Consider the following 23,742-nt stretch of genomic DNA (forward strand, 5'->3'; position numbering starts at 1 on the left):
CTCACCCCCTCAAGATGACGCCGGCGTCGCGGTCGAAAGAGAGGACCACCTCGTCGTCCCAGGTGATGGGATTTTCCACCATGCGCGAGACATTGGCGAAGGTGGCCCGCAAGATTGTGTCCTTTTCGACCTCGCCGACCTTCGAATGGATGATCGATACGTCGCCGAGATAGGCAATGTCCCAGACCAGGCCATCGACCTGATTGGCGGCGCCCTTCTCGCGGCGGCCGTGCGCGATGCGGACCTTTTCGGGCCGGATGGCGTACCAGACCGTGTCGCCGACACCTGCATCTGTTTCCTGATTTGTCTCGATGGCGAAGCCCCGGCAAACGGATTCAAGCCGTGTGCCCTCCCTGGACTTCCCGGCGACCGTAGCTGCGATGAGGTTCACGTCGCCGATAAAATCGGCCACGAACCTGGAATTCGGCGCTTCGTAGATTTCCGCCGGTGTCGCCACCTGGACCAGTTTGCCCTTGTCCATCACCGCGATCCGGTCGGCGACGGTCATCGCCTCTTCCTGGTCGTGGGTGACGATCAGGAAGGTCATCTTGAGCTCTTCCTGCAGGTTCATCAGCTCGAACTGGGTTTCCTCGCGCAGTTTTCTGTCGAGCGCGCCGAGCGGTTCGTCCAGCAGCAGGACCTTGGGGCGTTTGGCAAGGGACCTGGCAAGCGCCACACGCTGGCGCTGACCGCCGGAAAGCTGGTGCGGCCTGCGCTTGGCGAACTGCTCAAGTTTGGTGAGCCGCAACATCTCCCCGACGCGATCGCCGATCTCCGCGGCATCCAGCTTGTCCTGCTTCAGACCGAAAGCGATGTTCTTTTCAACGCTCATATGCGGGAACAGCGCATAGGACTGGAACATCATGTTAGAGGGACGGCGGTAAGCCGGAATGCCGGCCAGATCCTGTCCGTCCAGAAAGATCTGTCCCGATGTCGGCGTTTCGAACCCGGCCAGCATGCGCATCAGGGTCGTCTTGCCGCACCCCGAGCCGCCGAGCAGCGCGAAAAACTCGCGTTCGTAGATTTTCAGGGAGAGATTGTCGACCGCGGTGAAATCACCGAATTTCTTGGTGACTTCACGGAACTCGATGAAGGGGGGATGCTCGGGATTTTCCCAAGGGGTGTATTCCCGGCGCACAGGTCCTATCGATTTCTTTGCCACAACAATCCCCGCCCCTAAGAGAATTTTGAAGTCAGCGGCCGACCGGGCTTTGCGTTGAAAGCCCGGTCCTGCCTCAAGGACCTACTGGCCGCTTTTCACCGTTGTCCAGGTGCGGGTGACAATCCGGTTCACCTTCGGCGGATAGGGGGTCACGGTGTAAAGGTTCTTCACCGCTTCCTCGCTGGGATAGATCGCCGGATCGCCGATGACGTCGTCGTTGAGGAGTTCCTGGGACGCCTTGTTGCCATTGGCGTAATAGACGTAGTTGGACGCCTTCGCCATGACGTCCGGACGCATGATGTAGTTCAGGAACTCATGCGCTTCGTCGCTGTGCGGCGCGTCGGCCGGGATCGCCATCTGGTCGAACCACATCAGCGCGCCTTCCTTGGGAATGGCATATTCCACGGTCACGCCGTTGTCGGCCTCCGCGGCGCGGTCACGGGCCTGAAGCACATCGCCGGACCAGCCGACCGCGAGGCAGATATCGCCGTTGGCCAGGGCGTTGATATATTCGGACGAATGGAATTTCTGAATATAGGGGCGGATGGACGTAAGCAGTTCGCCCGCCTTTTCGATTTCCGCCGGATCCTTGCTGTCCGGGTCAAGCCCGAGATACTTGAGCGCGGCCGGGAACATCTCGGTCGGCGCATCCAGAACATACACGCCGCAGTCCGCCAGCTTTTCCATGTTCTCCGGTTTGAAGAAGAGGTCCCAGCTGTCGACCGGTGCGTCCTCGCCAAGGGCGGCCTTCACCTTCTCCACATTGTAGCCGAGGCCGGTGGTGCCCCACATGTAATTGATGGAATAAGCGTTGCCCGGATCATACTTCTCAACCCGCTCCTCGATGTCCGTCCACATGTTGGACAGGTTGGGCAGCTTGGATTTGTCAAGTTCGGCGAACACGCCTGCCTGGATCTGGCGCGCAAGGAAGGTACCCGTAGGCACGACGATATCGTAGCCGGTTCCGCCGGCCAGCAGCTTGGTTTCCAGCACTTCGTTGCTGTCGAAGACGTCATAGACGACTTCAATTCCGGTTTCCTTGGTAAAATCCTCGAGGATCGACTCGTCGATGTAGTCTGACCAGTTATAGACCCTGACTTCACGGTCCTGGGCAAAGGCCGCGCCGCCCAGCAGGCTGAGCGCGGCTGCACCGGTCAAAATGGATTTCAGTGACATATTGTAACTCCCCTTCAGAGATTTGCGGTGACCTGATTCCGGTCCTGTTTTTCTAATTCAAACGGCCATAGACACTTGTCTCGACTTGGCTTTCCCGAACTCTGACGGTGGTCCGGTTTTTTGTCCAGCGCCTATTTTGAGCAGCAACTGCATCACAAATAGGTCTGGCGTTCCAGAGAGGAAATCTCACGTCCGAATTCGTTCAGTTCTTCCCGTTTGATCTCGGTCAGCACCTTGTGCATCTCCTTGCCGACCGCCTTTTTCATCAGCTTGGACGCCTCAAAGGCATCGATGGCCTCATCCATCCACGGGGTGAGACGTTTCCTGCGCTTTTCATAGGCGTTGCCGGCAATCGGAGCCGGCGGGTCCTTCTTCAGCCGCAGGCCTTCCATCATACCCTCGAGAATGCCGGTCAGCACAAGGTAGGGGTTGGCGTCGGCGCCGGCGATGCGGTGTTCGACACGCGCCGCTTCCGGCGTGGAGGCCGGAACGCGCAGGGCGACCGAGCGGTTGTCATAGCCCCAGCAAATCGACGCCGGTGCATAAGACCCCGGCTGCATGCGGCGGAACCCGTTGAAGGTGGAGATGAACATCAGCAAGGCTTCCGGCATTGTCTTCAACAGGCCGTTGATCGCGTAACCGAGCTGCTCGCCCCCCTTGTCGGGATCGGCGAACAGATTGCCGTTGTTGTCCTCCATGGAGACATGCACGTGCATGCCATTGCCCGGCCACTGCACGAAGGGCTTGGCCATGAAGGAGGCCTTGAGTTCGTGCTTGCGCGCGACACCGGCCACCAGCCTGCGCAGCAGCACCACATCGTCGGCCGCCAACAGCGGATCGCGCCGGTGGTGCAGATTCAGCTCGAACTGGCCCGGAGCCGCTTCGGACACGGCGGCGTCGGCCGGAATGCCCTGGGCATCGCAGGCCCTGCGCAGATCGTCGACCACGGGCAGCAGCGCTTCCAGGTCTGAGAGCGCGTACATGTTCTGGCGGGCTGGACCCAGGTGGGTTGCAAACAGCGGCTTGGGCTGCTCCGTCCAGTCGCCGTCACTTTCCTCGAACAGGTAGAATTCCAGCTCGAAGGCGCAGGTCGCGGTGACGCCGAATTCTTCCCTCAGCCGCTCCACCGAGGTTTTCAGGACGTGACGCGGGTCCGCAGGAAAGGGTTGCCCGTCCCGGTCATACATGGACAGCAGCACCTGGGCGGTCTTGCGATCGGCCCAGGGCACGAGCTTGAGCGTTTCGGGGATCGGCCAGCAGACACCGTCCTTGTCGCCCGTCTCCAGATGCATGCCGGTGGCCTCGACCTCGCGGCCCCAGACATCCAGACCGAAAAGCGAATAGGGAAAGGCGACGCCGCCTTCAAACACTTTCGGCAGCGCCTTGCCGGGCAACCATTTGCCGCGCAGGACACCGTTGGTATCGGGCAGGACAACTTCCAGAGTGTCCAGATCCGGGTGTTCGGCCATGAAGGCGTTGAAGTCGGCTTTCCATCCCGGTTCGGCGGGATGCTCAAGAGTCTGGTGGGGAAGCTCGTTCATTGAGAGTCTGTTTGCCCCTGTATCGGCGGCCCTTGCCGGAACGCTCCTGTTGACCGGCGGTCCGCTTTTGTTTGCGTGCCTTGCAAAAATGTGATCACTTTCGCCTGAGCCTGTCAAGACGGATCATGGAAAACCATCTTTTTCACCCTGCGAGGAAAGCATCATTGCCCATTCGGCGTTCCGCTCTCAAATCCGGACCGGCAAAGACCGAGACCAGACAAGCAACCTCACGCGGTGCGACCCGTGAGCAGGTGGACGCGGCGATCCGCACAGGTCTGCTGACCGGGCGCTTCATTCCCGGAAAGGCGGTGACGATCCGGGGGCTCGCGGCGGAACTCGGCGTCAGCCCGATGCCGGTGCGCGAGGTTCTCCAGCGGCTCGCGGCGGAAAATGCACTGGAAGTCAAACCCAACGGCCGCGTCCAGGTGCCGGACATGACACCCGCCCGTTTCGACGAGGTGCTCAAGGCACGTCTTCTGCTGGAGCCTGAACTTGCCGAACTGGCCCTCCCCCACCTGACCGCCGGCGCCGCGGGCGATCTGCAGTCCATCGACGACGATATCGACCGGTGCCTCGTCAGCGGCGATGCGGAAGCCTATATGCGGCTGAACCACGCCTTCCATTTCAGCATCTACCGGGCGACCGGCTCGAAAGTCCTGCTGCCCCTGATCGACAGTCTCTGGCTGCAATTCGCTCCTTTCATGCGCACGGTTTACGGCCGGGTCGGCACCGCCAGTCTTGTGGACCGGCACAAGGAAGCCATCCGGGCCATCAAACTGCGCGACAAACAAGCCTTGCGCGTTGCCATCGCTGCCGATATCTCCCAGGGCATGGGCATATTGGGTAAGGAAATTCTCGCCGGCACATGAGGGTGTTGATCCCTTTCCCGTACCGTGTCATTTTGTGATCACAAAATCCTGCTGCCTTGCAAGGGCGCCGGACACAGGATGGGTGATCGGTCATCGTCCCGGACCGTTTTCCTTTCCGGTGACTAACAATTGGAGCCTCCCGTGACTGCAGACACACCTGCCAGTGAAATCCAGAATCCGTCGGAAAGCCTGCGCGGCGTGCCGGATGTCGATGCCGCGCGGGAATGGCTGAACGCGCGCAACATTCAGGACATCGAGTGCATCGTTCCCGATATCGCCGGCGTCGCGCGCGGCAAGATGATGCCGACCGGAAAGTTCTTTTCCGGTCCCGTGATGACCATGCCGGCATCCATCTTCGCCCAGACGATTTCGGGAGACTATCCGGAAGACGACGACCGGTTTCAGCATAACGCCACAGACGGCGACCTGTATTTCCGGCCGGACTACAGCACGCTGACCACGGTTCCCTGGGAAAGCGATCCGACCGCACAGCTCATTCACGATGCCTATACACGGGGAGGCGACCCGCTTGAAACCGCCCCGCGCAACGTCTTGAAGCGGGTCCTGAAACTCTATGAGGACAAGGGCTGGGAACCGGTGATTGCCCCGGAAATCGAGTTCTACCTGGTGCGGCCCAACACCGATCCGGACTACCCGCTCGAGCCGCCGCGGGGCCGCTCCGGCCGCCCGGAAGTCGGCCGCCAGTCCTATTCGATTTCCGCGCTCAATGAGTTCGACGACCTTATCGACGACATCTACGACCTGTCGGAACAGCAGGGCCTCGAGATCGACACCATGATCCACGAGGAAGGCGCCGCGCAGATGGAGATCAACCTGCGCCACGGCAATCCGCTGGCGCTGGCCGACCAGGTCTTCCTGTTCAAGCGCACCATCCGTGAAGCCGCGCTGCGGCACGAAATGTATGCCACCTTCATGTCCAAGCCGATGTCGCATCAGCCCGGTTCGGCCATGCATATCCACCAGTCTCTGGTCGACAAGGAAACCGGGCTGAATATTTTTGCCGGCGAAGACGGCGAGGAAACACCCCTGTTTCTGTCCTTCATCGCCGGTCACCAGAAGTATCTGCCGAAGGTGACCTGCATCATGGCGCCTTACGTCAACTCCTACCGGCGGTTCTCGAAAACCTCGACGTCGCCGGTCAATGTCTACTGGGGATACGACAACCGGACCGTCGGCCTGCGCGTGCCTTATTCCGACCCGCAAGCCCGGCGGCTGGAAAACCGCATCCCCGGCTCCGACGCCAATCCGTATCTGGCCATCGCGGCAAGCCTGGCCTGCGGCTACCTGGGCATCGTCAACGGATTGAAGCCGGACGCCCCCAAGGCCGACGACTGTACCGACAGAGCCAAGTCCCTGCCGCGCGGGCTGCCTGAAGCTCTCGGCAAATTCGAAAAGGCCGACGAGATGATCGAGGTGTTCGGCGAGCAGTTCGTCGCCACCTACCGGGCGATCAAATACGAAGAATTCGAAACCTTCATGTCCGTGATCAGCCCCTGGGAGCGGGAATACCTGCTGCTCAACGTCTGATCCCGTCCACCTTTATCCGGAGCTTCCGCCATGACGGCCCATTCCAATATTTATCCGACCAAGGCCCTGCAAGACCTTGACGCCGCCCACCACTGGCACCCCTTCTCCGACATGAAGGCGCTGAATGCGGAAGGCACCCGGATCATCACCAGTGCCGACGGCGTGTGGTTGCGGGATTCCAACGGCAAGGAAGTTCTGGACGGCATGGCGGGCCTTTGGTGCGTGCAGGTGGGTCACGGCCGTACCGAGATCGCCGATGCCGTGCACAAGCAGATGGTCGAGCTGTCCTACTACAACACCTTCTTCAAGACGACCCATCCGCCCGCCGTCGCGCTTTCCGAAAAGCTTGCCAAACTGGCGCCCGCGCACATCAACAGGGTGTTTTACTGCTCCTCCGGCTCGGAGGCCAACGACACCGTGTTCCGCATGGTGCGCACCTATTGGGACAAACTCGGCAAACCGGACAAGAAGGTGATCATCGGGCGCTGGAACGGCTATCACGGCTCCACGCTTGCCGGGACCAGCCTGGGCGGCATGAAGGCCATGCACAAGCAGGGCGACCTGCCCGTTCCGGGCGTGCATCACATCGACCAGCCCTACTGGTTCGGCGAAGGCCATGACATGAGCCCGCATGACTTCGGCATTGCCGCCGCGCGCAAGCTGGAACAGGCCATCGACGAGCTCGGTGAAGACAAGGTCGCTGCCTTCATCGCCGAACCGATCCAGGGCGCTGGCGGCGTGATCATCCCGCCGGACAGCTACTGGCCGGAAGTCCGCCGCATCCTCAAGGAACGTGACATCCTGTTCGTTTCCGACGAAGTCATCTGCGGGTTCGGCCGCATGGGCGAATGGTTCGGGTCAGGCTTTTACGGCATGGAGCCGGACCTGATGCCCATCGCCAAGGGGCTCACATCGGGCTATCTGCCGATGGGCGGCGTTCTGGTCTCCGACCGGGTGGCCGAGGGGCTGATGCTGGCCGGTGAGGATTTCAATCACGGCTATACCTATTCCGGTCATCCGGCCTGCGCCGCGGCAGCGCTTGCCAATCTGGATATCATCGAGCGGGAAGGTCTCGTCGGGCGGGTGAAATCAGACATCGGCCCGTATCTGAAGGAGCGCTGGCTGAAGCTTGGCGAGCATCCTCTGGTCGGCGAGGCCCGCATGACCGGGCTCATGGGCGCACTGGAACTGGTGCCCGAGAAGACCAACCCGCACAAGCCGTTCCGCGACGTGGGCGCAGCCGGCACCATCTGCCGGGATGTCTCCTTCGAAAACGGCATGGTGATGCGTGCGGTCCGCGACAGCATGATCATCTCCCCGCCGCTGGTGCTCACCCATGAAGAGGCGGATATTCTCGTCAAGACCGTAGAGAAGACCCTCGACGGCACCTTCCAGGTCCTGAAACAGGAAGGCATGCTGGGCTGACATAAGACTGCCGGCCGGTTCCCTTCAGATGGGGACGGCCGGCTCTTTTCGGCAGGCGTTTTATTTTTCGACTTTTTCCTGAGCTGTCGGACAAGGTTACATCCGGACGTTCAACGGGCATCGCACCGAGGAAGCGGAATGCCGGCAGAAGGCGTTCATTGCGCTGAGAACGAATGACCGGAAAGGTGCCGACTGCCGACTGGCGGCTTGCGAACACACAAGTTACCTACGCGGACATTCGCACTGAGCTGGTTCACTGTAACTTCCGGCCCATAGCTGACATTTTGAATGCACGACATTCTCGCCCGACCATTCGTCTCGGCGCATTCAATGGACAACGGCGGGAATGCACTATTGTTTGCCAACGGCTGCCTGTGAGCTAGAGCCTCCGCTGAAAAATCTTCGCACCCTTCAGGCATAAAACCGCGTTTCGCCGCACCACGAACGAACGTCGGTATTGCCCCTCACCTCAAGACTTGCCTCAGATCAAGCAGCTTCGTTCTCCTCTTGCTGTGCTATCAGCCGATTGACTTCGCAGGCCAGCAGAACCGCCGCGGTAATCGTCGGCAGCTCCCAAACACCCCCAAACCGGAAGTTCGGTGATTCTTGGTCCGTTCTGCAAAGCAGCTGTTAGCTGCAAGCTCGGTTCACAAAGCTGCGAGACAATCTGAGAGAAGCCGAACACCCCGATTATACGACAACGTCAACCGGCTCAGCTTCAATTACCGGTTCAGACACGGACACAGTTTGTTCAGGCGAAGCGCCAGCTTGCGTCTCCACTCCGGACACAGCCTCCGGCGCCTTAGTTGACATCCATTGACAAGACAGGCTCTGGTTCTGCGGCTTGATCCTGGCGCGTCAGTGTTTTTGTGCTGCCATCACCAAACATGAGGATAGTATCATCCTCTGAATCTCCGATCACAAGGGACAGCTGCTCATCTCGTCCTTCGAAGGCAATTGAAACCGTGTTTCCATCAATGGAAATCTGGGCCTTGTCTGCTGTCAGCTCCGCCCCGAACATGACCGTCCCCGAGGACATTGCAACTGTGTCCTGTCCGTCTCCAGCATTGAAAATGACAGTTGCCTGCCCCCTAACCAATATATTGTCATTTCCCTTGCCACCAACAACCGTGCTGCCGTGACCTGCAGATAAGCTATCGTTGCCTTCGCCTCCGTCCAGATAACTGCCGTCCAAAGCATAAATCTGATCATTTCCGGCACCGCCAGTCGCGATTCCGGTTCCATGCAAGGTCACGCTGTCGTTGCCAGAGCCACCGTGAGCACTACCATCGCCAAAAACGGTGACAAAGTCGGAACCGCTTCCGCCGCTAGCAGCCCCATCTCCGTGGACATGAACTTCATCGTTGCCATCACCACCATGAGCCGAACCGCCGCCCATCACACTGATGTAATCGGCGCCGCCCCCGCCATGCACAACCGAATTTGTATGCGCATAAATTGTGTCGTCTCCCGAACCGCCATCCACTCGGCTATCTGACCATGCATCGATGACATCATTGCCACTGCCTCCAAACACCTCGGAATTTGACCACGCCTTGATAAGGTCGTCTCCCGCTCCGCCATCAACCCGGCTATCTGACCATGCATCGATGACATCATTCCCGTGACCTCCGGACACCAAGGAGTTAGACCACGCCTTGATGAAATCATCTCCATCGCCGCCGTCGACACGGCTCTCAGACCACGCATCGATATAATCGCTACCTGAACCACCATTCACAATCGAATTGGACCAAACACGGAGAAAGTCGTCGCCGTCGCCGCCATCAACCCTCGCATCGCTCCCCGCCAAAACCTGATCGTTGCCTTTACCGGCCTCAACAACAGAATTGCTTCCAACAGCGAACAACTCGTCCGCATCAGTCCCTTCAACACTAACATTGCTGCCGAATGTGACAGGTGTTCCGGAGAAGAAATCACCAAAGAAAGGACTTAGCTTCTCGTCGTCCCGACCGCCGTTGCCGGATGGTGTTTCATTGCCGTCTGATCCGCCCCTGAGTTGATCCAGCTTGTCTTGCAACCGGTTAGCCACTTCCCGCGCGACTTGGATGCCTGACAGGAAATCTCTGGCTTGAGCGGACAATTCGACTTCCACCGCATTGCCGATTGAAGGTTCTGCTTCACCGGATGCCAACGCGCTGCCATTCTGGCTGGCAATTGTCGACTTCCCCAAAGTTGCGGATGTTAAGTAAGTTGAAATTCCTGTCATCATTTCACAAATTCCTTTTGTGAAAAATATCGAAACTAACGACGAATAAACCTAAAGTTGAATTTGTAAACGGCAGGTTAATACCGCGAAAAATGACAATAATATGATGGTCTTCACCCCGTTTCTGGTCCGGGTGTCATGCGACCTTTTGAGCTTCGTTCAGTTCGTCCGAGAAGAGTGTCTGGACGGACACGTTATCCCCATCATACGCCGGCAGCCCCCCAAGTCCGATGTTCGGTGTTTCTCGGTCCTATCTGCAATGCAGCTGCTAGCTGCAATCTCATCGAATGCCTTGAAAGGGCGGCGCGCGCGGAACCTCAAGAGGCAATCAAGGCGGCTATCGGGCCGAGTTTTTTCAACGGAATACGCCTTCCTCGAACTTTTCGGCACCGTGCAACGAACGGTGGCTTTCATACAATGCCCCCTTGCAGCTGGACGGTCGAAATGGGCGCGCAAAGCGCGCCACACCCAACGACATCCAACCTCCCCATCCACCCACAGTTGACCCGCCCCGTTTTGCGAACACACCGGAACAGACGGGCCGCGGGAGCAGTCCTTGGGGCTCCGGGTTCGGGGAAAAGCATGATCACGGTGCCGCTTGTCTGGCTGGTCAGTGTCCTGACGACCTTTGCCGCCTTCGCACTGGTGCAGGAGACGCGGTTGAAGGGCGCGGCGCGGGTGCAGCCGTTCTTGGTGGTGATGGTTGCGCCCTGGCCTATCCCGGCTTTGCCGCGCTCATCCAGGACGGCGGGGCGAACTGGCGCCGGACGCTGCTTGTCAACGGCGCGCCGGTGGTGTTCGTGCAATGGCAGTCTGCGTTCGCTCGAACGCAGACTGCTTCCGGGACTGCACTCCTGAACCCTCCCGGTCAGCCAGGCAGGCCTCTTCTTTGCGATCAGGCGAGCGCGGTGCGAATGGCTTCGAGCGTTTGCGCGCGATCCCGCCGTGCCGCCAGGGCGGCGTTCATATCCACCTTGACGAAACGGGTCGATGTGTGTGGCTGCAATTGGCCGATCAGATCCATGTCGGCGGAAATGACCGTGCCGATCATGAAGTAGCCGCCGCCCGACACTGCGTCGCGGTGCAGGATGATCGGTTCGGTTCCGCTTGGAACCTGAATGGACCCATAAGGATAGCAGGCATCGGTGATGTTGGAGGGATCGGCGCCGGCGCCGAAGGGCTGTTCCCGCTCCACGAACGCCAGCTTGTGTCCCCCCTGGAACCGGTAGCCCATACGATCGGCCTCGTTGGCCACCTTCCAGGTATCCTTGAAGAACCCTTCCTGCGCCGCTTCCGTGATCCGGTGCCAGTACAGACCCGGCAGCATCCGCAGTTCCGCCGGATTGCCCGGTCCCCTGCGCAACGCGTCCGGGACACTCAGGCCTTCCCTGACCGGAGCCTTCGGGCGTCCGAGCGGCAGCGTATCGCCGGGCTGAACCGCCCGGCCGTCAATGCCGCCGAGAGCGCCGATGGCATAGGTCGAGCGGCTGCCGAGCATGGGCGGCGTGTTGATCCCGCCGCTGATGGCAATATAGGCGCGGGCACCGGACTTCAGGAAGTCAAAGGACAGGACCTGCCCCGCCCTGACGGCAATGGCGCTCCACGTCGGGCGCTCCTCGCCATCGATCTTCGGCGGCAGCTCGGCACCGCAAACGGCAACCGTTGCATCCTCGGTGAATTCGAGTTCCGGACCGACGAATACGGATTCCAGCCCGGCGGCGTCTTCCTCGTTGCCAACCAGAAGATTGGCTGTGCGCAGCGCCAGGCGATCCATCGCCCCGCCCATCGGAATGCCGAGGTGATAGTAACCCGGACGGCCAAGGTCCTGGATGGTTGTCGCAATGCCTGCGGAAAGGACATTAATCGGCATAGAGAACCTCCATCAGCTTGGCGTTGGTGCCGTCGATATCGGCGTTGTAGTCGTCGAGAGAGAAGCGCACGTTCCTGACACGCGGCGCGAAGGTGCCCGCCTGCACGTCTTCCACCGCCCGGTCGTATTCCTCCCGGTTGATCGGTTTCCATTTGACGATGTCGCCCGGCTTGAAGAACACCATGAAGTCCTTGAGATAGGAGACTTCCTGCTCCGGGTCGTAGATCGGCATGGGTGTAATGCCGAACATCTGGTAGCCACCGGCGCCGCGCACGGAATAGATGCACGAAAAACATCCGCCATAGCCCACGGTGAGGCGCGGCGTATCGGTCCGCGGGCGCAGATACTTGGGCACCTCGATCTGCCGCGGGCGGTCAACCATCTGATACAGGAACGGCAGACCGGAGACGAAACCGACCATCGAGACGAACCACGGGGCACCAGCATGGGCCTCGATGAATTTGTCGACCGTTTCAAAGCCGTTGATCTCGGCGGCATATTCGATATCGGTCGCGTTCGGATCCTGATGGCGCTCGCGGAAGCGCATCAGCGTTTCATGGGTCCAGGGGTCCTGATAGTAGACCGGGATCTCGACAATCCGGGTCTCGAGGACCGGCTCCGCGCTTTCGGCCGTGGCCTCCAGCTGCTGCAGCCTGGCGAGCAGATCGTCCGGGTGAATGATGTCCGGATTGAACTTGATCTGGAAAGAGGCGTTCGCGGGACAGATTTCCGTGACCCCCTCGATATTGGCGTCGCGCACCGCGTTGGTCATGGAGAGACTTACGAAAAAGGCCTCGAGTGACATGGCTTCGTCGACCTCGACAAAAATATGCTCGTCGCCTCCGAAAGTGTATCGACAGGTCATAAGGCTTTGCCTCCTTGTTGCGCGATGAGTTCGGGATTTTCTTCAAGCCACGATTCAAGCCAGCGGGTATGAACCTCGTTGCAACGCAGGTCGTCGCTCTCCAGCAGGGCTTCGAACAGGGGAGCCGTTGTCGGCAGTCCTTCTATCCTGAGTTCGCCGAGCGCACGCTTCAACCGCCGAAGGGCGGCCTCCCGGTCGTCAGCCCAGACAATCAGCTTGCCGAGCAGCGAGTCGTAGAAGGGCGGAATGGCGTAGCCGGGATAAAGCATGTGATCGAAGCGCACGCCGGGCCCGTCGGGCGTCAGCAATTCGCCGACGACACCGGGAAACGGCATGAAATTGTTCGCGGGATCTTCCGCGTTCAACCGAACCTCGATTGCGTGACCGGAGCGCCTGATCTGATCCTGGGTCGATTGAAGAGCGGCACCCCCGGCGATGGCGATCATCTGCGCCACAAGATCTGTGCCGCAGATCATCTCGCTGACGGGATGTTCGACCTGAATACGGGTATTCATCTCGATGAAATAGAAATCGCCGCTCTTGTCGTCATACAGATACTCAATGGTGCCCGCGCCGCGGTAGTTGACCGCCTTCGCCAGAGCGACAGCGGACCGGCACAACTCATCCCGGACCTCGTCGGAAAGAGCTGCCGAGGGCGCCTCTTCCCAGACCTTCTGACGTCTGCGTTGCAGGGAGCATTCCCGATCGAAGAAATGAACGACGTTCTTTCCGTCGCCGAGCACCTGAACCTCGATGTGGCGCGCCCGCTCGATCACCTTTTCGATATAGATACCGCCGTCACCGAACGCCGCGCTGGCTTCCGATGAGGCCTGCGGTGCGAGCGACCTGAATTCGGCAGTGTCGCGGGCAATGCGAATGCCGCGCCCGCCGCCACCGGCCGCAGCCTTGATCATGACCGGGAAACCGATCTGCGCGGCCAGGTCAGCCGCCACGTCCATGTCGTCGATCACACCGTCGCTGCCGGGAACCGTCGGAACGCCCGCTTTCTTCGCCTCCGAACGGGCTGCCGCCTTGTCCCCCATCAGGCGGATCGTGTCGCCGGAGGGGCCGACGAAAACGAGCCCCGCAGCCGCAACCGCATCTGCGAAATCGGCATTCTCGGCGAGAAATCCGTAGCCGGGATGCACGGCGTCGGCGCCTGTTTCGGCTGCGGCTTTCAGGATGGCGCTGACATCCAGATAGGACTTTGCAGCTTGCGGCGGGCCGATATTCACCGCCTCATCGGCCATCTGCACCGCGCGGCTGTCCGTGTCGGCCTCGCTGTGCACCTGGACCGTGACGATGCCCAGGTCGCGCGCGGCGCGAATGATGCGCACCGCGATCTCGCCACGATTTGCGATCAGCAGCTTGTTGATGTTGCCCTTGGTCACAGCGGCCTCAATCAAGCTCGACAATCGGTTGACCGGCCATCACCGGTTCGTTGTCGCCGATTGGAAACCCTGAAATCGTACCGTCGGCATCGGCCTTGATTTCATGAAATGTCTTCATCACCTCGACAATGCCGACCGTATCGCCCTTGGACACTATGTCCCCCACCTCCTTGAAAGGCGGCTGATCGGGCGAGGGTTTGCGGTAAAAGGTTCCCGGTATTGGGGACTTGATCTCATGTGTGGCCATCGGGTTATCTCCTTCTAGTTCAGCGGGCTCGTTCAGCGGGCTCGTTCGGCGCACGCGTCACGGGCGCATGTGTCAGGCGGCTTCGATCTCCGCGATTGCTCCTTGAACGGCTTTCGCGATCCCCACCGCGTCCGGCGTGTCCGAATGGACGCAGACCGTTTCGGCCCGGACAGGCACCGGCTTGCCGTTGATCGACGCGACCATTCCTTCACGAACGGCCATCTGGACGCGCTTTGCGGCCTGCACCGCGTCGACCGGCTTATGCTCACGTGTGATCAGCAGCCGGCCATCGTCATCGTAGTCGAGATCGGCGAAAAATTCGGCCTGAAAACCGACGCCCCTTGCCTTGAAGACTTCCTCGTGGAGGGTTCCCGCAAGTCCGAGCACCGGAACATCGAACACCTGCGCGACATCGGCAACGGCCTGGGCTATGGGCTCCATGCGTGCCGCCATTCCATACAGGGCGCCGTGCGGCTTCAGATGCATGAGTTTGAGACCGGCGAACTCGAGAAATCCCTTGATGGCACCGACCTGGTAAATGATGATGTTCACCATCTCCTCGCGTTCGATCTTCATCTCACGCCGGCCGAAGCCCGGCAGATCCGGCAAGGAGAAATGCGCCCCGACCTTCACGTCGAACTTGCGCGCCAGTTCGACGGCGCGGCGCATGTGGTTCGGGTCGGAACCATGGAAGCCGCAGGCAATATTCGCTTGCGAGATGAACGGCATGATCCCTTCGTCATCGCCCATTTTGTAGAGCCCGTAGCTCTCTCCCATGTCGCAGTTAAGTTCGACCGGCATTGTTGTTTTTCTCCGTGATTTCTCAGTCTTTGAGCGATGCGACATACCGCAGGCGGATCTGGTCGGCGATGACGGCCAGGATCAGAAGGGCGCCGAGCACCACCGTCTGCAGGTAGGATTCTATGCGGGCCAGGTTCATCCCGTTCTGGACGAGACCGATGAAGAGCGCGCCGAGGATGACATTTTCCAGGCGGCCGACGCCGCCGCGCAGACTGACCCCAGCGATGACACAGGCGGCGATCGATTCCAGCGGCATGGCGGAGCCGATATTGGCTTCCCCCGTATCCAGCCGCGCCGTGAGCAACATGCCCGCGACCGCCGCGAAGAAGGCACACAGGACGTAGGTGAAGAACAGCGTTCCCGCGGTATTGATCCCCGACAGGGACGCAGCCTTCAGATTGCCGCCGACGGCATAGAAATAGCGGCCCTGCGGTGTGCGGTAGAGGAAGGCATAAAGCGCTGCGATCAGGAGTGCCGCGACATAGACAGGCGCCGGTATTCCCAGGAACACGCCGAAACCGAATATGTTTCCGAACTCCATGGGCATGCCGTAAACCGGGACACCGCCGGTCAGATAGAGCGCGATGCCGAAGCCGACGGACGCCATCCCGAGCGACATCATGAAGGGCGATACATTGAAGAAGGCAACGCCGATACCGTTCATGACACCGATTGAAACGCCCGCTGCAATCCCGGCGAAGCAGCCGAGCGCAATCGCCAGCCCGATCATGTCGGGAAACGCCGCCGCGAAGGCCGCCATCGCCATGGCGCCGACCACGGAAGACAGGGCCAGGATCGTGCCGACCGAAAGATCGAAGCCACCGGTCAGCAGCGCCAGCATCTGCCCCATGGAAACGATCATCAGGTAGACCGACTGGCGCAGCACATTCATGAGATTTCGCGGTGTCAGAAAATTGTCCGACATCAGCGTGAAGACAACAAGCGCCACGACAAGCAGGAAGGGCAGAATGCCCAGCTTCACGAAGAGCCGCTTGACGATATCCCCGGCACCGGAGGATGGTCGCGCGATCGCGGTTTTACCGGCCATCAAGCAGCCTCCCTTTCAAAAAAATGCGCCAGAACATTTTCCTCGGTGAGCTGCCCGGCCGTGAGTTCGGCCTGGATGCGTCCGCGATAGAAAACATAAGCCCGCGAGGTGAGATGCAGGACCTCGGGAAGATCGGAGGAAATGAGCACGATTGCCGTTCCCTGCTTTGCAAGTTCAACGATGAATTCGTAAATCGAGGCGCGCGTTCCCACATCGACACCCACCGTCGGTTCGTCGAACACAATCAGGTCGTAGGAACGCGTCAGGCTGCGCGCGAGCATCGCCTTTTGCTGATTTCCGCCGGAAAAATGATCGACCGCCCGTTCGATGCGTGGCGGTGACAGGTTCAGCCTCTCCGCCAGACCGGACACAGCCCGCGCCTCCCCGGACCTGTCCATCCAGAGCCCGTTGGAAAACGGCGCGATGTCGAGCGATGCCAGCGACACGTTTTCGCGCACCGACCGCATCATCATCAGGCCTTCCTTGCGCCGGTCGGCAGGCAGGTAGAGAAAACCTGCGCGAATGCTGTGTCGCGGCGGTTTGCCGGTAATATCCGCGCCGTTCAGCTGCACGCTCCCGCTTTCGATCTGTAAGGCGCCGAAACAGGCCTGCAGCAATTCCGATTTGCCCGACCCCACCAGGCCGGCCATGCCGACGATCTCGCCGGCGCGAACCTCCACCGAAGCCGCGCGAACCGCGTCGCCGGCCGTGCTCAGATCCTTGACCTGCAGCACCTGCCGGCCCGGTTCGCCAAGATCGAGTTCGGGGAAAATGCTGCCGACGACGCGTCCGGTCATCAACCGGACAAGGTCGTCCTCCGACGTCGCCCTGGCATCCACCGTGTCAATGTAGCGGCCATCGCGCAGGACGGTGATCCGGTCGCCGATGCGGCGGATTTCTGCCATCCGGTGGGTGATATAGACGATACCGACGCCACGCTTGGTGAGCTGGGCGATCAGGTCGAACAGATGGTCCGTCTCGTGACTGGTGAGCGAGGCCGTCGGCTCGTCGAGAATGAGGACGGACAGATCGGAACGGAACGCCTTGGCGATTTCCACCATCTGCTGCTCGGCGCGCGTGAGATGGTCGACACGCTGACGGGGGTTCAGGTTGAAGCCCAGTTCGTCCAGAATGGCCCTGGCCTCGCGGCGGATGCGGTCCTTGTCGATAAATCCGCGGTTTGTAGGCTCTCCACCCAGGAAGAGGTTTTCCTCAACCGTCATTTGCGGAATGAGCGAGAATTCCTGGAAAACGGCAGAAATTCCGATTTCACGTGCATCGTGCACGGAATGCAGTTGCTGCGCTTCACCGCGCAGGAAGATCTCTCCGGCGGTGGGTTGATTGGCTCCTGCGAGGATCGAGATCAGCGTCGATTTGCCGGCGCCGTTTTCGCCGAAAACAACATGAACCTCGCCTGGGCGGAGTTCGAAATTCACCTGGTCCAGCGCCGTGACGCCGGGATATTCCTTGGTCAGGTTTTTCGCTTCCAGCAAGGGGGATGCAGCCGCTGGCTGCATCCTGTCTTGAGCGGGCGTTTGCCGGTTCGACATTGTTTTGCCGCCGCCTTCGCCTACTGGACCGAGAAGACCGGGCGGAACCCGTTCGGAGCCAGCGTCGACGAGGGGTCGAATTCGCCGTGATTTTCCTCCGTCACGACATAGAGCGCCGGACCGACATGTTTCAGGTAGTCCTCACCTTCCAGAATGCGCACGGCCTGATCGACGGCGATGCGGCCCTGGACAACGGTTGAATCCGTCGGTGCGGCAAGGATCTGACCGCGGGCGATGCCCTGATCGACGCCCGGAGTGTAGTAGTAGGAAACCACCTTGACCTGATCCGTCAGCCCGCGTGCGCGCAGGATCGGCACCGCCGCCTCGGCGGTGACCGCCGTCCCGACGATGTAGTCGAGGTCCGGATAGGCTTCGAGCGTGTCCTCGACAAGCTTGGCCTGGGCCTCCTTGCCCGTGTCGCCGTATTTGGTGTCGACCAGTTCAAGCGCGCTGCCCTCGATCGCGCCCTGGAAACCCGTGTTGCCGGCCTCGACCCAGCCGGCGCCGGCCGGTCCGGGGAACCACGCCACCTTGGCGGCGGTGCCACCCCCGGGGTGAAGGGATGCCAGGAAGGCACCGGCCTTGGCGCCCATCTCGCCGAAGGAGACCAGCGACTTGGCCGACAGCTTGTCGGAGGACATGCCGTTGATCACGTCGATGACGGGGATGTTCTTGGCGGCCAGTTCCGCCACCACATTGTTCAGTCCGTCAAAGGAGATGGCGCCGATGATCACGGCGTCCGCGCCTGCCGAGACGCAATCCTCGATCTGGGAAATCTGCTTGTTGAGCTCGGTGTAGCCACCGGCTTCCACGACGTTCACCTTGACGCCGATGCGCTTGGCTTCCTCGGTAACGCCGTAATCGACGCCGAGCCAATAGGCGTCCTTCATGTGCGGAAAGGACACGCACAGGTCCCATGGCTTCGATGCCTTGGCGAGCGGTGCATAGTCCACCGACGAGCGCGGGCTTGCCATATCGAAAGGCGGGTCCCAGACCTCGACGGAATAGGGGAACCAGTCCTCGGCCGATGCTCCGCCAGTGGTGACGAATGCGATGGCCGCTGACGCGGTCACGAGTTTGATCAGATGCTTCATATTTGCGCCTCCTGATGTCTGCGGGTCTTCATGACCCGATCTGCCGACCGCCACCGGAGGGACGGTGAAAGAATGAAAGAACGCGCAGGCGTGTTTGTAAAATACGATTATCAGGTATATATTTTCTGATTTTCAGAACATTAAACTGCAAAATATGGGCACGCCTACAAACTAATCACAAGAGAGCCCAATTTTTGATAAACTCAATATTTTCAGATGGCTGATGACGCGAGTTTTCGTTTTTTAAAATTAAATCGACCGGTTTTGTAAATTGATCAGATATAATAATGACAAGACCTCATCTGCAAATCAGATAAAGAATATCAGAAAAATGAATGAACCTTCCCTCCGCCAGATCCGCTATTTCATAGCCGTTGCGAATATGGGTCAGGTCTCCCGTGCGGCGGTGGAGCTGAACGTTTCCCAATCCGCCGTCACCACGGCCATAAAACACCTGGAGGACATCGTCGGGGTGCCGCTTTTCGATCGTCACGCCGGCGGCATGACACTGACATTCGAGGGCAATATTTTTCTCGACCACGGCAGACGGGTGACGGCTGCCGTCCAGGAGGCGGTGCAGTCGCCGCGACGGTCGCGCGAGACGGTCAAGGGAACCTTGCGCCTCGCCATGACCTATACGGTCGCGGGCTATTACATCCCCCCCTATCTGGAGCGCTTCAGCCAGGCCTTCCCGCGTGTGAAGCTCCAACTGACCGAAGCGCCGAGAACAGCCATAGAAGACGGGCTGGTATCGGGCACCTTCGATCTGGCGGTGATGCTGACATCGAACATCCTGGACCAGGAAGGCCTGGCGTATGACACCCTGCTGCAGTCCCGGCGCCGTCTCTGGGTGTCGTCCCAACATCCCCTTCTGGAGCGGCCCTCCGTCAGCCTCTCCGATGTGGCGAACGAACCTTACATCATGCTGACGGTGGACGAGGCCTCCAACACGGCCCAGCGCTACTGGAACCGCACGAGTTATCGCCCGGGCACCAAATTCCGGACCTCCTCGGTCGAAGCGGTCCGGTCCATGGTCGCCGGTGGAATGGGCGTCACGATCCTGTCCGACATGGTCTACCGGCCCTGGTCCCTGGACGGGCGAAGGGTGGAGGTGATTTCCCTGTCCGATGCGATCCCGACGATGGATGTCGGCCTCGCCTGGGCGGCGAGCATCGACCAGCAGCCCGCCGTGGCCGCTTTCCGGGAGTTCATGCATCTTGGCGAGGAACAGCATGTGCGGTGATGCCGGTCTTTTCTTTTTTCTCCCTTTTTGACTCCTTTTTCCCGGGCACTGTCGGCTAAGGTCACCTGCGGACGTTCCTTGAGTATCGCGCCCAGGACACCGGAGGATCCGACATGCTGTTTTCCGTATTGATCTATTCCAGCGAAGACTTCATCGACGCGCTGACGCCCGAGGAACATGCGCTTCTTTTGAAAAAACACGGCGCCTTTCACGACCACACCAAGACCAACAGAACCTTCGCTGCAGCGGCCAAGCTGATGTCGACCGGCACGGCGATGACCGTCACAAAAGACAGCGACGATTTCGTCGTTACAGACGGGCCTTTCGCGGAAACGAAAGAACAGTTCATGGGTTTTTATCTGATCGACTGCGCCAATCTGGACGACGCCATCGAAGCGGTGAAGCTGCTGCCGCTGGACCATGGGCGCATTGAAATCCGCCCGATCGAATTCTTCGAGGGAGCCGAGTTCAAGAATGCCGAGCGCGTGGTTATCGACGCATCTTAGGGCCGCACGGCCAAGGGTGATCGCCGCCCTGAACCGGGCCTTCGGCGACATCGACCTTGCCGAGGACGCGTTTCAGGAAGCCTCGCTCCGGGCGTTGAGGGCCTGGCGGCCGGAGGCCCTGCCCGGCGATCCGGTTGCCTGGCTGATCGTTGCCGGGCGCAATGCCGGCATCGACGCGATCCGCCGGAAATCCCGCGAGACCCTGTCGCCGCCGGACGAGATCGAACCGGCGTTCGACGGTCCCCATCCGGAAGAGCTGTTGAGCGAGACCCTCGACCAGGCGGTCTACAGGGACGATATCCTGCGTCTGCTGTTCACCTGCTGCCATCCGGTGCTGCGCCGCGACCAGCAGATCGCCCTCGCGCTCAAGGTCGTCGCCGGCCTGTCCGTCGACGAAATCGCCCGGGCCTTTCTGGTGCAGCCGAAGACGATGGAACAAAGGATCACCCGCGCCAAGAAGCGGTTGCGGGCAGCCAGGCTCTCCTATGAGGAACCGGACGGGCCCGGACGGGCCCAGCGCCTGTCCGCCGTCGCCAATGCGGTCTATCTGGTCTTCAACGAAGGCTATTCCGCCTCGCAGGGGCCGGAGTTGATCCGCGAGACCCTGTGCGAGGAAGCCATCCGCCTTGCCCGCCTGCTTGTGCGCCTGTTTCCCGAGGAGCCGGAGCTGCGCGGCCTGCTGGCGCTGTGCCTGATCCAGCATTCCCGCCGCCGCGCCCGGCTGACCGGCTGCGGCCGGGCGGTGACGCTGGAGGACCAGGACCGCACGCTGTGGGAACGCATACCAATTGCCGAGGGCACCATCCTATTGGAGGCGGCCCTGCGCGCCGGCCGCCCCGGCCCGCTGCAGATCGAGGCGGCCATCGCCGCCACCCACGCCCGCGCCGCCACTTACGAGGCCACCGACTGGCACGAGATCGACCGCCTCTACCACGCCCTGGAACACATCCGTCCCTCCCCCGTCGTCGCCCTCAACCGCGCCGTGGTGCAGGCAAAACTCGACGGCATCCCGGCCGCACTCGCCCGCCTTGACCACCTCTCCACCCCACTCGCCCGCTATGCCGGCTATCACACCGTGCGCGGCTCGTTTCTGGCGGAACTGGGGCGCGCGCGGGAAGCACAGGAGGCCTATGAAACCGGGCTTGAACTGGCAGGAACGGAGGTGGAGCGGGCGTTTATTCGGGGGAAGCTGGGGGAGATTGGGGCGTGAGGGGATGGCTGGGGGTGATGGACGGTCTGCTCCTACGTGCTCCGATTGGGATCTAGCCGACCTTCGCCGACGCTGAATGCGTCAGCGCTGCCGGCCCGGAACCAGCGTTATTGCAAAGTGTAACGAAGGAGCGCTCAAACACCCTTGATATTGCATCGCTGCGGAAATCGGCTTTTGATAACAGCCATGAAGTTCGACCAGAAAATCCACACAGAACGGCTTTCGTTACGGTCTCTCCGCTGGCGGGATTTTGGGTTCTTTTACGCGCTGATGCGGAACAGGCGTGTCAGACAGTATTTGGGCGGCCCAGTCATATGGAGCCAACGGATTCCGCGCTTTATCCGATATCGAGCTGCTCCGAACGATGTCGGCGTTTGGGTCGTTAGCCTCGTAGAACGCAGTCAACCCATAGGGATTGTCGAACTGGGACCACACAAAGACGGAAAAGACTACGAAATTTCATATCAATTTCACCCGACCTTTTGGGGGCAGGGCCTTGCGCGCGAGGCTATTCAGGCAGTCGTCAAAAGTGCGCTGAATGAAACCGGGTTGGTGAGGATCATAGCAGAAACACAAAGCGCAAATTCAGCATCCTGTCGTTTGCTGAGTGAACTGGGAATGCTGGAGGTTGAACGAATTCAGAGATTTGGAGCAGAGCAGATTATTTTTACAACAAGCTGAAAACCGCCATTGGCGCAGCCGCAGCGAACTCACACCACGTCCGCACTTCGCTCGTTCGTTCAGTATCCAGAAAATGTCCGGTTTCAGGATCAGATGGCAATACGCCGGGCGACCGAACCGGGAGCGCGATGCTGTCCGGCTGCGTGCAGCAGTCAAACGGTTGATGCCGACTTTCACCCAAAGTGTTCACATTGGCGCTTCCGGCCCGGAGCCGTTGTTCGTCGGTAGAGTGGGGCTGCAACGCGGATTTCTGGAAGCTGCCATTCGCGAAGTTGACGTGATCTCGATGTCGCGAGGACCGGAATGCGGGACCTATCAGCCATTCGCTTCAATGGCTATCTACGCATCATTTGCTTTTCTCTACAGCTTTTAAATATTGAGGTGCCTCGGTGCGGTCATACAATCCGTAGTCTCTTGATACGCGAGCCAGGAGCGCGGTCAGGACGCAATCGGCACTTTGCGCTTCGTCGATTTTTGATTTTCCGTCAACTTCACGGGTGACATCAAATACACTAAGGAACGAGTCGGTTTCTGTGACGCTGGCGAAGGTCTCGCAGTCCTGTATTCCAAGTTGCTTCCGCGACCTCAGAATGCCAATGAAACGGTCAGTCCGAAGCTGCGATGCCCTGTATGAGCCGTCATTGCTCCATTCTCGCACACGTGCATTTGGTTCCGCATAGCGTAACACGTGCGAAATCCGAATGCGGTGATCTTCGAAATGCTTGAAACGCCCTGCGGTCTGAGACTTATGGTGCTCCTTATTGGCTCTCCATCGCGCAATTGACGCCTCATCCCTCCATAGCGAATGAGAGAGGATAACTTTCGGGCGGGTTAGTGATTTGAACCGTTCAATATAAATCAGGCCGTCATGCTGCATCAGAATTGGACGGAGCTTTGTAGCATGCCGGAAGTAATGGTCTTCATGGCCATCACGTGGCTCCATTTCGAAAAGCAGCGCATGCATCCCTCATTCTCCCTTTGATTTTACCCACTGCTGTCCGGTTTAAATTGGATTAAGGTTTAGGGTCATCTGCCTTGTGTCTGTTTCCGGTGGTGGTTTGTGAGTGTTTAGTGCGTTGATTGTGCGTCGATGCATGAGGTTGAGGCGAACAAGGCGTGCGAAGGCGAGTGGTTGCTTGACTGCGGTCTGGGTCGCCTGAGCGGCTCTCAGCAGGATATAGGCGATCAAGGCGATGAAGATCTGGATGCGTACGGCATTCTCGGACGTTCCGAGGAAATGCCGGATCTTCAGGTTCTGCTTGATCCACTTGAAGAACAGCTCGAT

General features: G+C 59.9%; 22 protein-coding genes. 8 read left to right on the forward strand and 14 right to left on the reverse strand.

All coding sequences use genetic code 11. The features are described from left to right. Window position 1: 1 nt before the first annotated feature. The 3 genes from OA90_RS04370 to OA90_RS04380 form a co-directional block, all read right to left on the reverse strand. A complete protein-coding gene (locus OA90_RS04370; protein ID WP_068407633.1) occupies window positions 2-1,162 on the reverse strand; it encodes an ABC transporter ATP-binding protein in 1,161 nt (386 codons plus the stop codon). Between the two features lie 81 nt (window positions 1,163-1,243). Next, window positions 1,244-2,338 (reverse strand): polyamine ABC transporter substrate-binding protein, encoded by a 1,095-nt coding sequence (locus OA90_RS04375; RefSeq protein ID WP_199823604.1) that lies wholly within the window; start codon window positions 2,336-2,338, stop codon window positions 1,244-1,246. Window positions 2,339-2,490: 152 nt separating this feature from the next. Beyond that, entirely contained in the window at window positions 2,491-3,879 is a 1,389-nt protein-coding gene (locus OA90_RS04380; RefSeq protein WP_068407636.1) for a glutamine synthetase family protein, read from the reverse strand. Between the two features lie 164 nt (window positions 3,880-4,043). Between OA90_RS04380 and OA90_RS04385 the strand changes: the two genes are divergently transcribed. The 3 genes from OA90_RS04385 to OA90_RS04395 all read left to right on the forward strand — a co-directional run bounded on the left by OA90_RS04385 (window position 4,044) and on the right by OA90_RS04395 (window position 7,721). Further along, window positions 4,044-4,748, forward strand: a complete 705-nt coding sequence (locus OA90_RS04385) for a GntR family transcriptional regulator (RefSeq protein WP_208985961.1) — start codon at window positions 4,044-4,046, stop codon at window positions 4,746-4,748. A 141-nt stretch (window positions 4,749-4,889) separates the two neighbouring features. Then, window positions 4,890-6,296, forward strand: a complete 1,407-nt coding sequence (locus OA90_RS04390; RefSeq protein ID WP_068407639.1) for a glutamine synthetase family protein — start codon at window positions 4,890-4,892, stop codon at window positions 6,294-6,296. 30 nt (window positions 6,297-6,326) lie between these two features. Then, the gene (locus OA90_RS04395) at window positions 6,327-7,721 is read left to right on the forward strand and encodes an aspartate aminotransferase family protein (protein ID WP_068407642.1); all 1,395 of its coding nucleotides are present in this window, start codon (window positions 6,327-6,329) and stop codon (window positions 7,719-7,721) included. Window positions 7,722-8,523: 802 nt separating this feature from the next. Here the strand turns inward: OA90_RS04395 and OA90_RS04400 are convergent. After that, window positions 8,524-9,954, reverse strand: coding sequence for a hypothetical protein (locus OA90_RS04400; RefSeq protein ID WP_156510380.1), 1,431 nt, complete (start codon window positions 9,952-9,954; stop codon window positions 8,524-8,526). Between the two features lie 579 nt (window positions 9,955-10,533). Between OA90_RS04400 and OA90_RS04405 the strand changes: the two genes are divergently transcribed. Then, the gene (locus OA90_RS04405; protein ID WP_068407648.1) at window positions 10,534-10,809 is read left to right on the forward strand and encodes a hypothetical protein; all 276 of its coding nucleotides are present in this window, start codon (window positions 10,534-10,536) and stop codon (window positions 10,807-10,809) included. 37 nt (window positions 10,810-10,846) lie between these two features. Here the strand turns inward: OA90_RS04405 and OA90_RS04410 are convergent, their stop codons facing one another. The 8 genes from OA90_RS04410 to torT all read right to left on the reverse strand — a co-directional run bounded on the left by OA90_RS04410 (window position 10,847) and on the right by torT (window position 18,817). After that, on the reverse strand, window positions 10,847-11,821 hold the full coding sequence (locus OA90_RS04410) for a biotin-dependent carboxyltransferase family protein (protein ID WP_068407651.1): 975 nt from the start codon (window positions 11,819-11,821) through the stop codon (window positions 10,847-10,849). Beyond that, window positions 11,811-12,686 carry a carboxyltransferase domain-containing protein gene (locus OA90_RS04415; protein WP_068407654.1) on the reverse strand — a complete coding sequence of 292 codons (876 nt, stop codon included), beginning with the start codon at window positions 12,684-12,686 and terminating at the stop codon, window positions 11,811-11,813. The genes OA90_RS04410 and OA90_RS04415 overlap by 11 nt, the downstream gene beginning before the upstream one ends. Beyond that, window positions 12,683-14,101: an acetyl-CoA carboxylase biotin carboxylase subunit gene (locus OA90_RS04420; protein WP_244274534.1), complete on the reverse strand. Its 1,419-nt coding sequence runs from the start codon at window positions 14,099-14,101 to the stop codon at window positions 12,683-12,685. The genes OA90_RS04415 and OA90_RS04420 overlap by 4 nt, the downstream gene beginning before the upstream one ends. After that, window positions 14,085-14,324, reverse strand: a complete 240-nt coding sequence (locus tag OA90_RS04425) for an acetyl-CoA carboxylase (protein WP_068407657.1) — start codon at window positions 14,322-14,324, stop codon at window positions 14,085-14,087. Before OA90_RS04425 ends, OA90_RS04420 begins: the two co-directional genes overlap by 17 nt. A gap of 72 nt (window positions 14,325-14,396) precedes the next feature. Then, a complete protein-coding gene (gene pxpA / locus OA90_RS04430) occupies window positions 14,397-15,125 on the reverse strand; it encodes a 5-oxoprolinase subunit PxpA (protein ID WP_068407660.1) in 729 nt (242 codons plus the stop codon). Window positions 15,126-15,147: 22 nt separating this feature from the next. Further along, on the reverse strand, window positions 15,148-16,173 hold the full coding sequence (locus OA90_RS04435; protein ID WP_068407663.1) for an ABC transporter permease: 1,026 nt from the start codon (window positions 16,171-16,173) through the stop codon (window positions 15,148-15,150). Continuing rightward, window positions 16,173-17,723: a sugar ABC transporter ATP-binding protein gene (locus OA90_RS04440; RefSeq protein WP_068407666.1), complete on the reverse strand. Its 1,551-nt coding sequence runs from the start codon at window positions 17,721-17,723 to the stop codon at window positions 16,173-16,175. Before OA90_RS04440 ends, OA90_RS04435 begins: the two co-directional genes overlap by 1 nt. Before the next feature lie 20 nt (window positions 17,724-17,743). Further along, the gene (torT, locus tag OA90_RS04445) at window positions 17,744-18,817 is read right to left on the reverse strand and encodes a TMAO reductase system periplasmic protein TorT (RefSeq protein ID WP_068407669.1); all 1,074 of its coding nucleotides are present in this window, start codon (window positions 18,815-18,817) and stop codon (window positions 17,744-17,746) included. A gap of 331 nt (window positions 18,818-19,148) precedes the next feature. Between torT and OA90_RS04450 the strand changes: the two genes are divergently transcribed. The 4 genes from OA90_RS04450 to OA90_RS28465 all read left to right on the forward strand — a co-directional run bounded on the left by OA90_RS04450 (window position 19,149) and on the right by OA90_RS28465 (window position 22,830). Continuing rightward, complete coding sequence (locus OA90_RS04450) at window positions 19,149-20,060, forward strand: LysR family transcriptional regulator (protein WP_068407672.1); 912 nt, start codon at window positions 19,149-19,151, stop codon at window positions 20,058-20,060. Window positions 20,061-20,173: 113 nt separating this feature from the next. Then, window positions 20,174-20,566: a YciI family protein gene (locus OA90_RS04455; RefSeq protein WP_068407676.1), complete on the forward strand. Its 393-nt coding sequence runs from the start codon at window positions 20,174-20,176 to the stop codon at window positions 20,564-20,566. Beyond that, window positions 20,535-21,776: an RNA polymerase sigma factor gene (locus tag OA90_RS04460; protein WP_068407679.1), complete on the forward strand. Its 1,242-nt coding sequence runs from the start codon at window positions 20,535-20,537 to the stop codon at window positions 21,774-21,776. The genes OA90_RS04455 and OA90_RS04460 overlap by 32 nt, the downstream gene beginning before the upstream one ends. Before the next feature lie 628 nt (window positions 21,777-22,404). Next, window positions 22,405-22,830, forward strand: a complete 426-nt coding sequence (locus OA90_RS28465; RefSeq protein ID WP_156510381.1) for a hypothetical protein — start codon at window positions 22,405-22,407, stop codon at window positions 22,828-22,830. On the opposite strand, the gene OA90_RS04470 is transcribed toward OA90_RS28465, so the two are convergent. Beyond that, the gene (locus OA90_RS04470) at window positions 22,804-23,421 is read right to left on the reverse strand and encodes an antibiotic biosynthesis monooxygenase (RefSeq protein ID WP_068407686.1); all 618 of its coding nucleotides are present in this window, start codon (window positions 23,419-23,421) and stop codon (window positions 22,804-22,806) included. The two genes, OA90_RS28465 and OA90_RS04470, sit on opposite strands and share 27 nt — an antisense overlap. Before the next feature lie 39 nt (window positions 23,422-23,460). Continuing rightward, a partial coding sequence (locus OA90_RS29255; protein ID WP_156510382.1) for a transposase occupies window positions 23,461-23,742 on the reverse strand: 282 nt, incomplete at its 5' end.

The organism is Labrenzia sp. OB1, assembly GCF_001624695.1.
In the GTDB taxonomy this organism is placed as follows: domain Bacteria; phylum Pseudomonadota; class Alphaproteobacteria; order Rhizobiales; family Stappiaceae; genus Roseibium.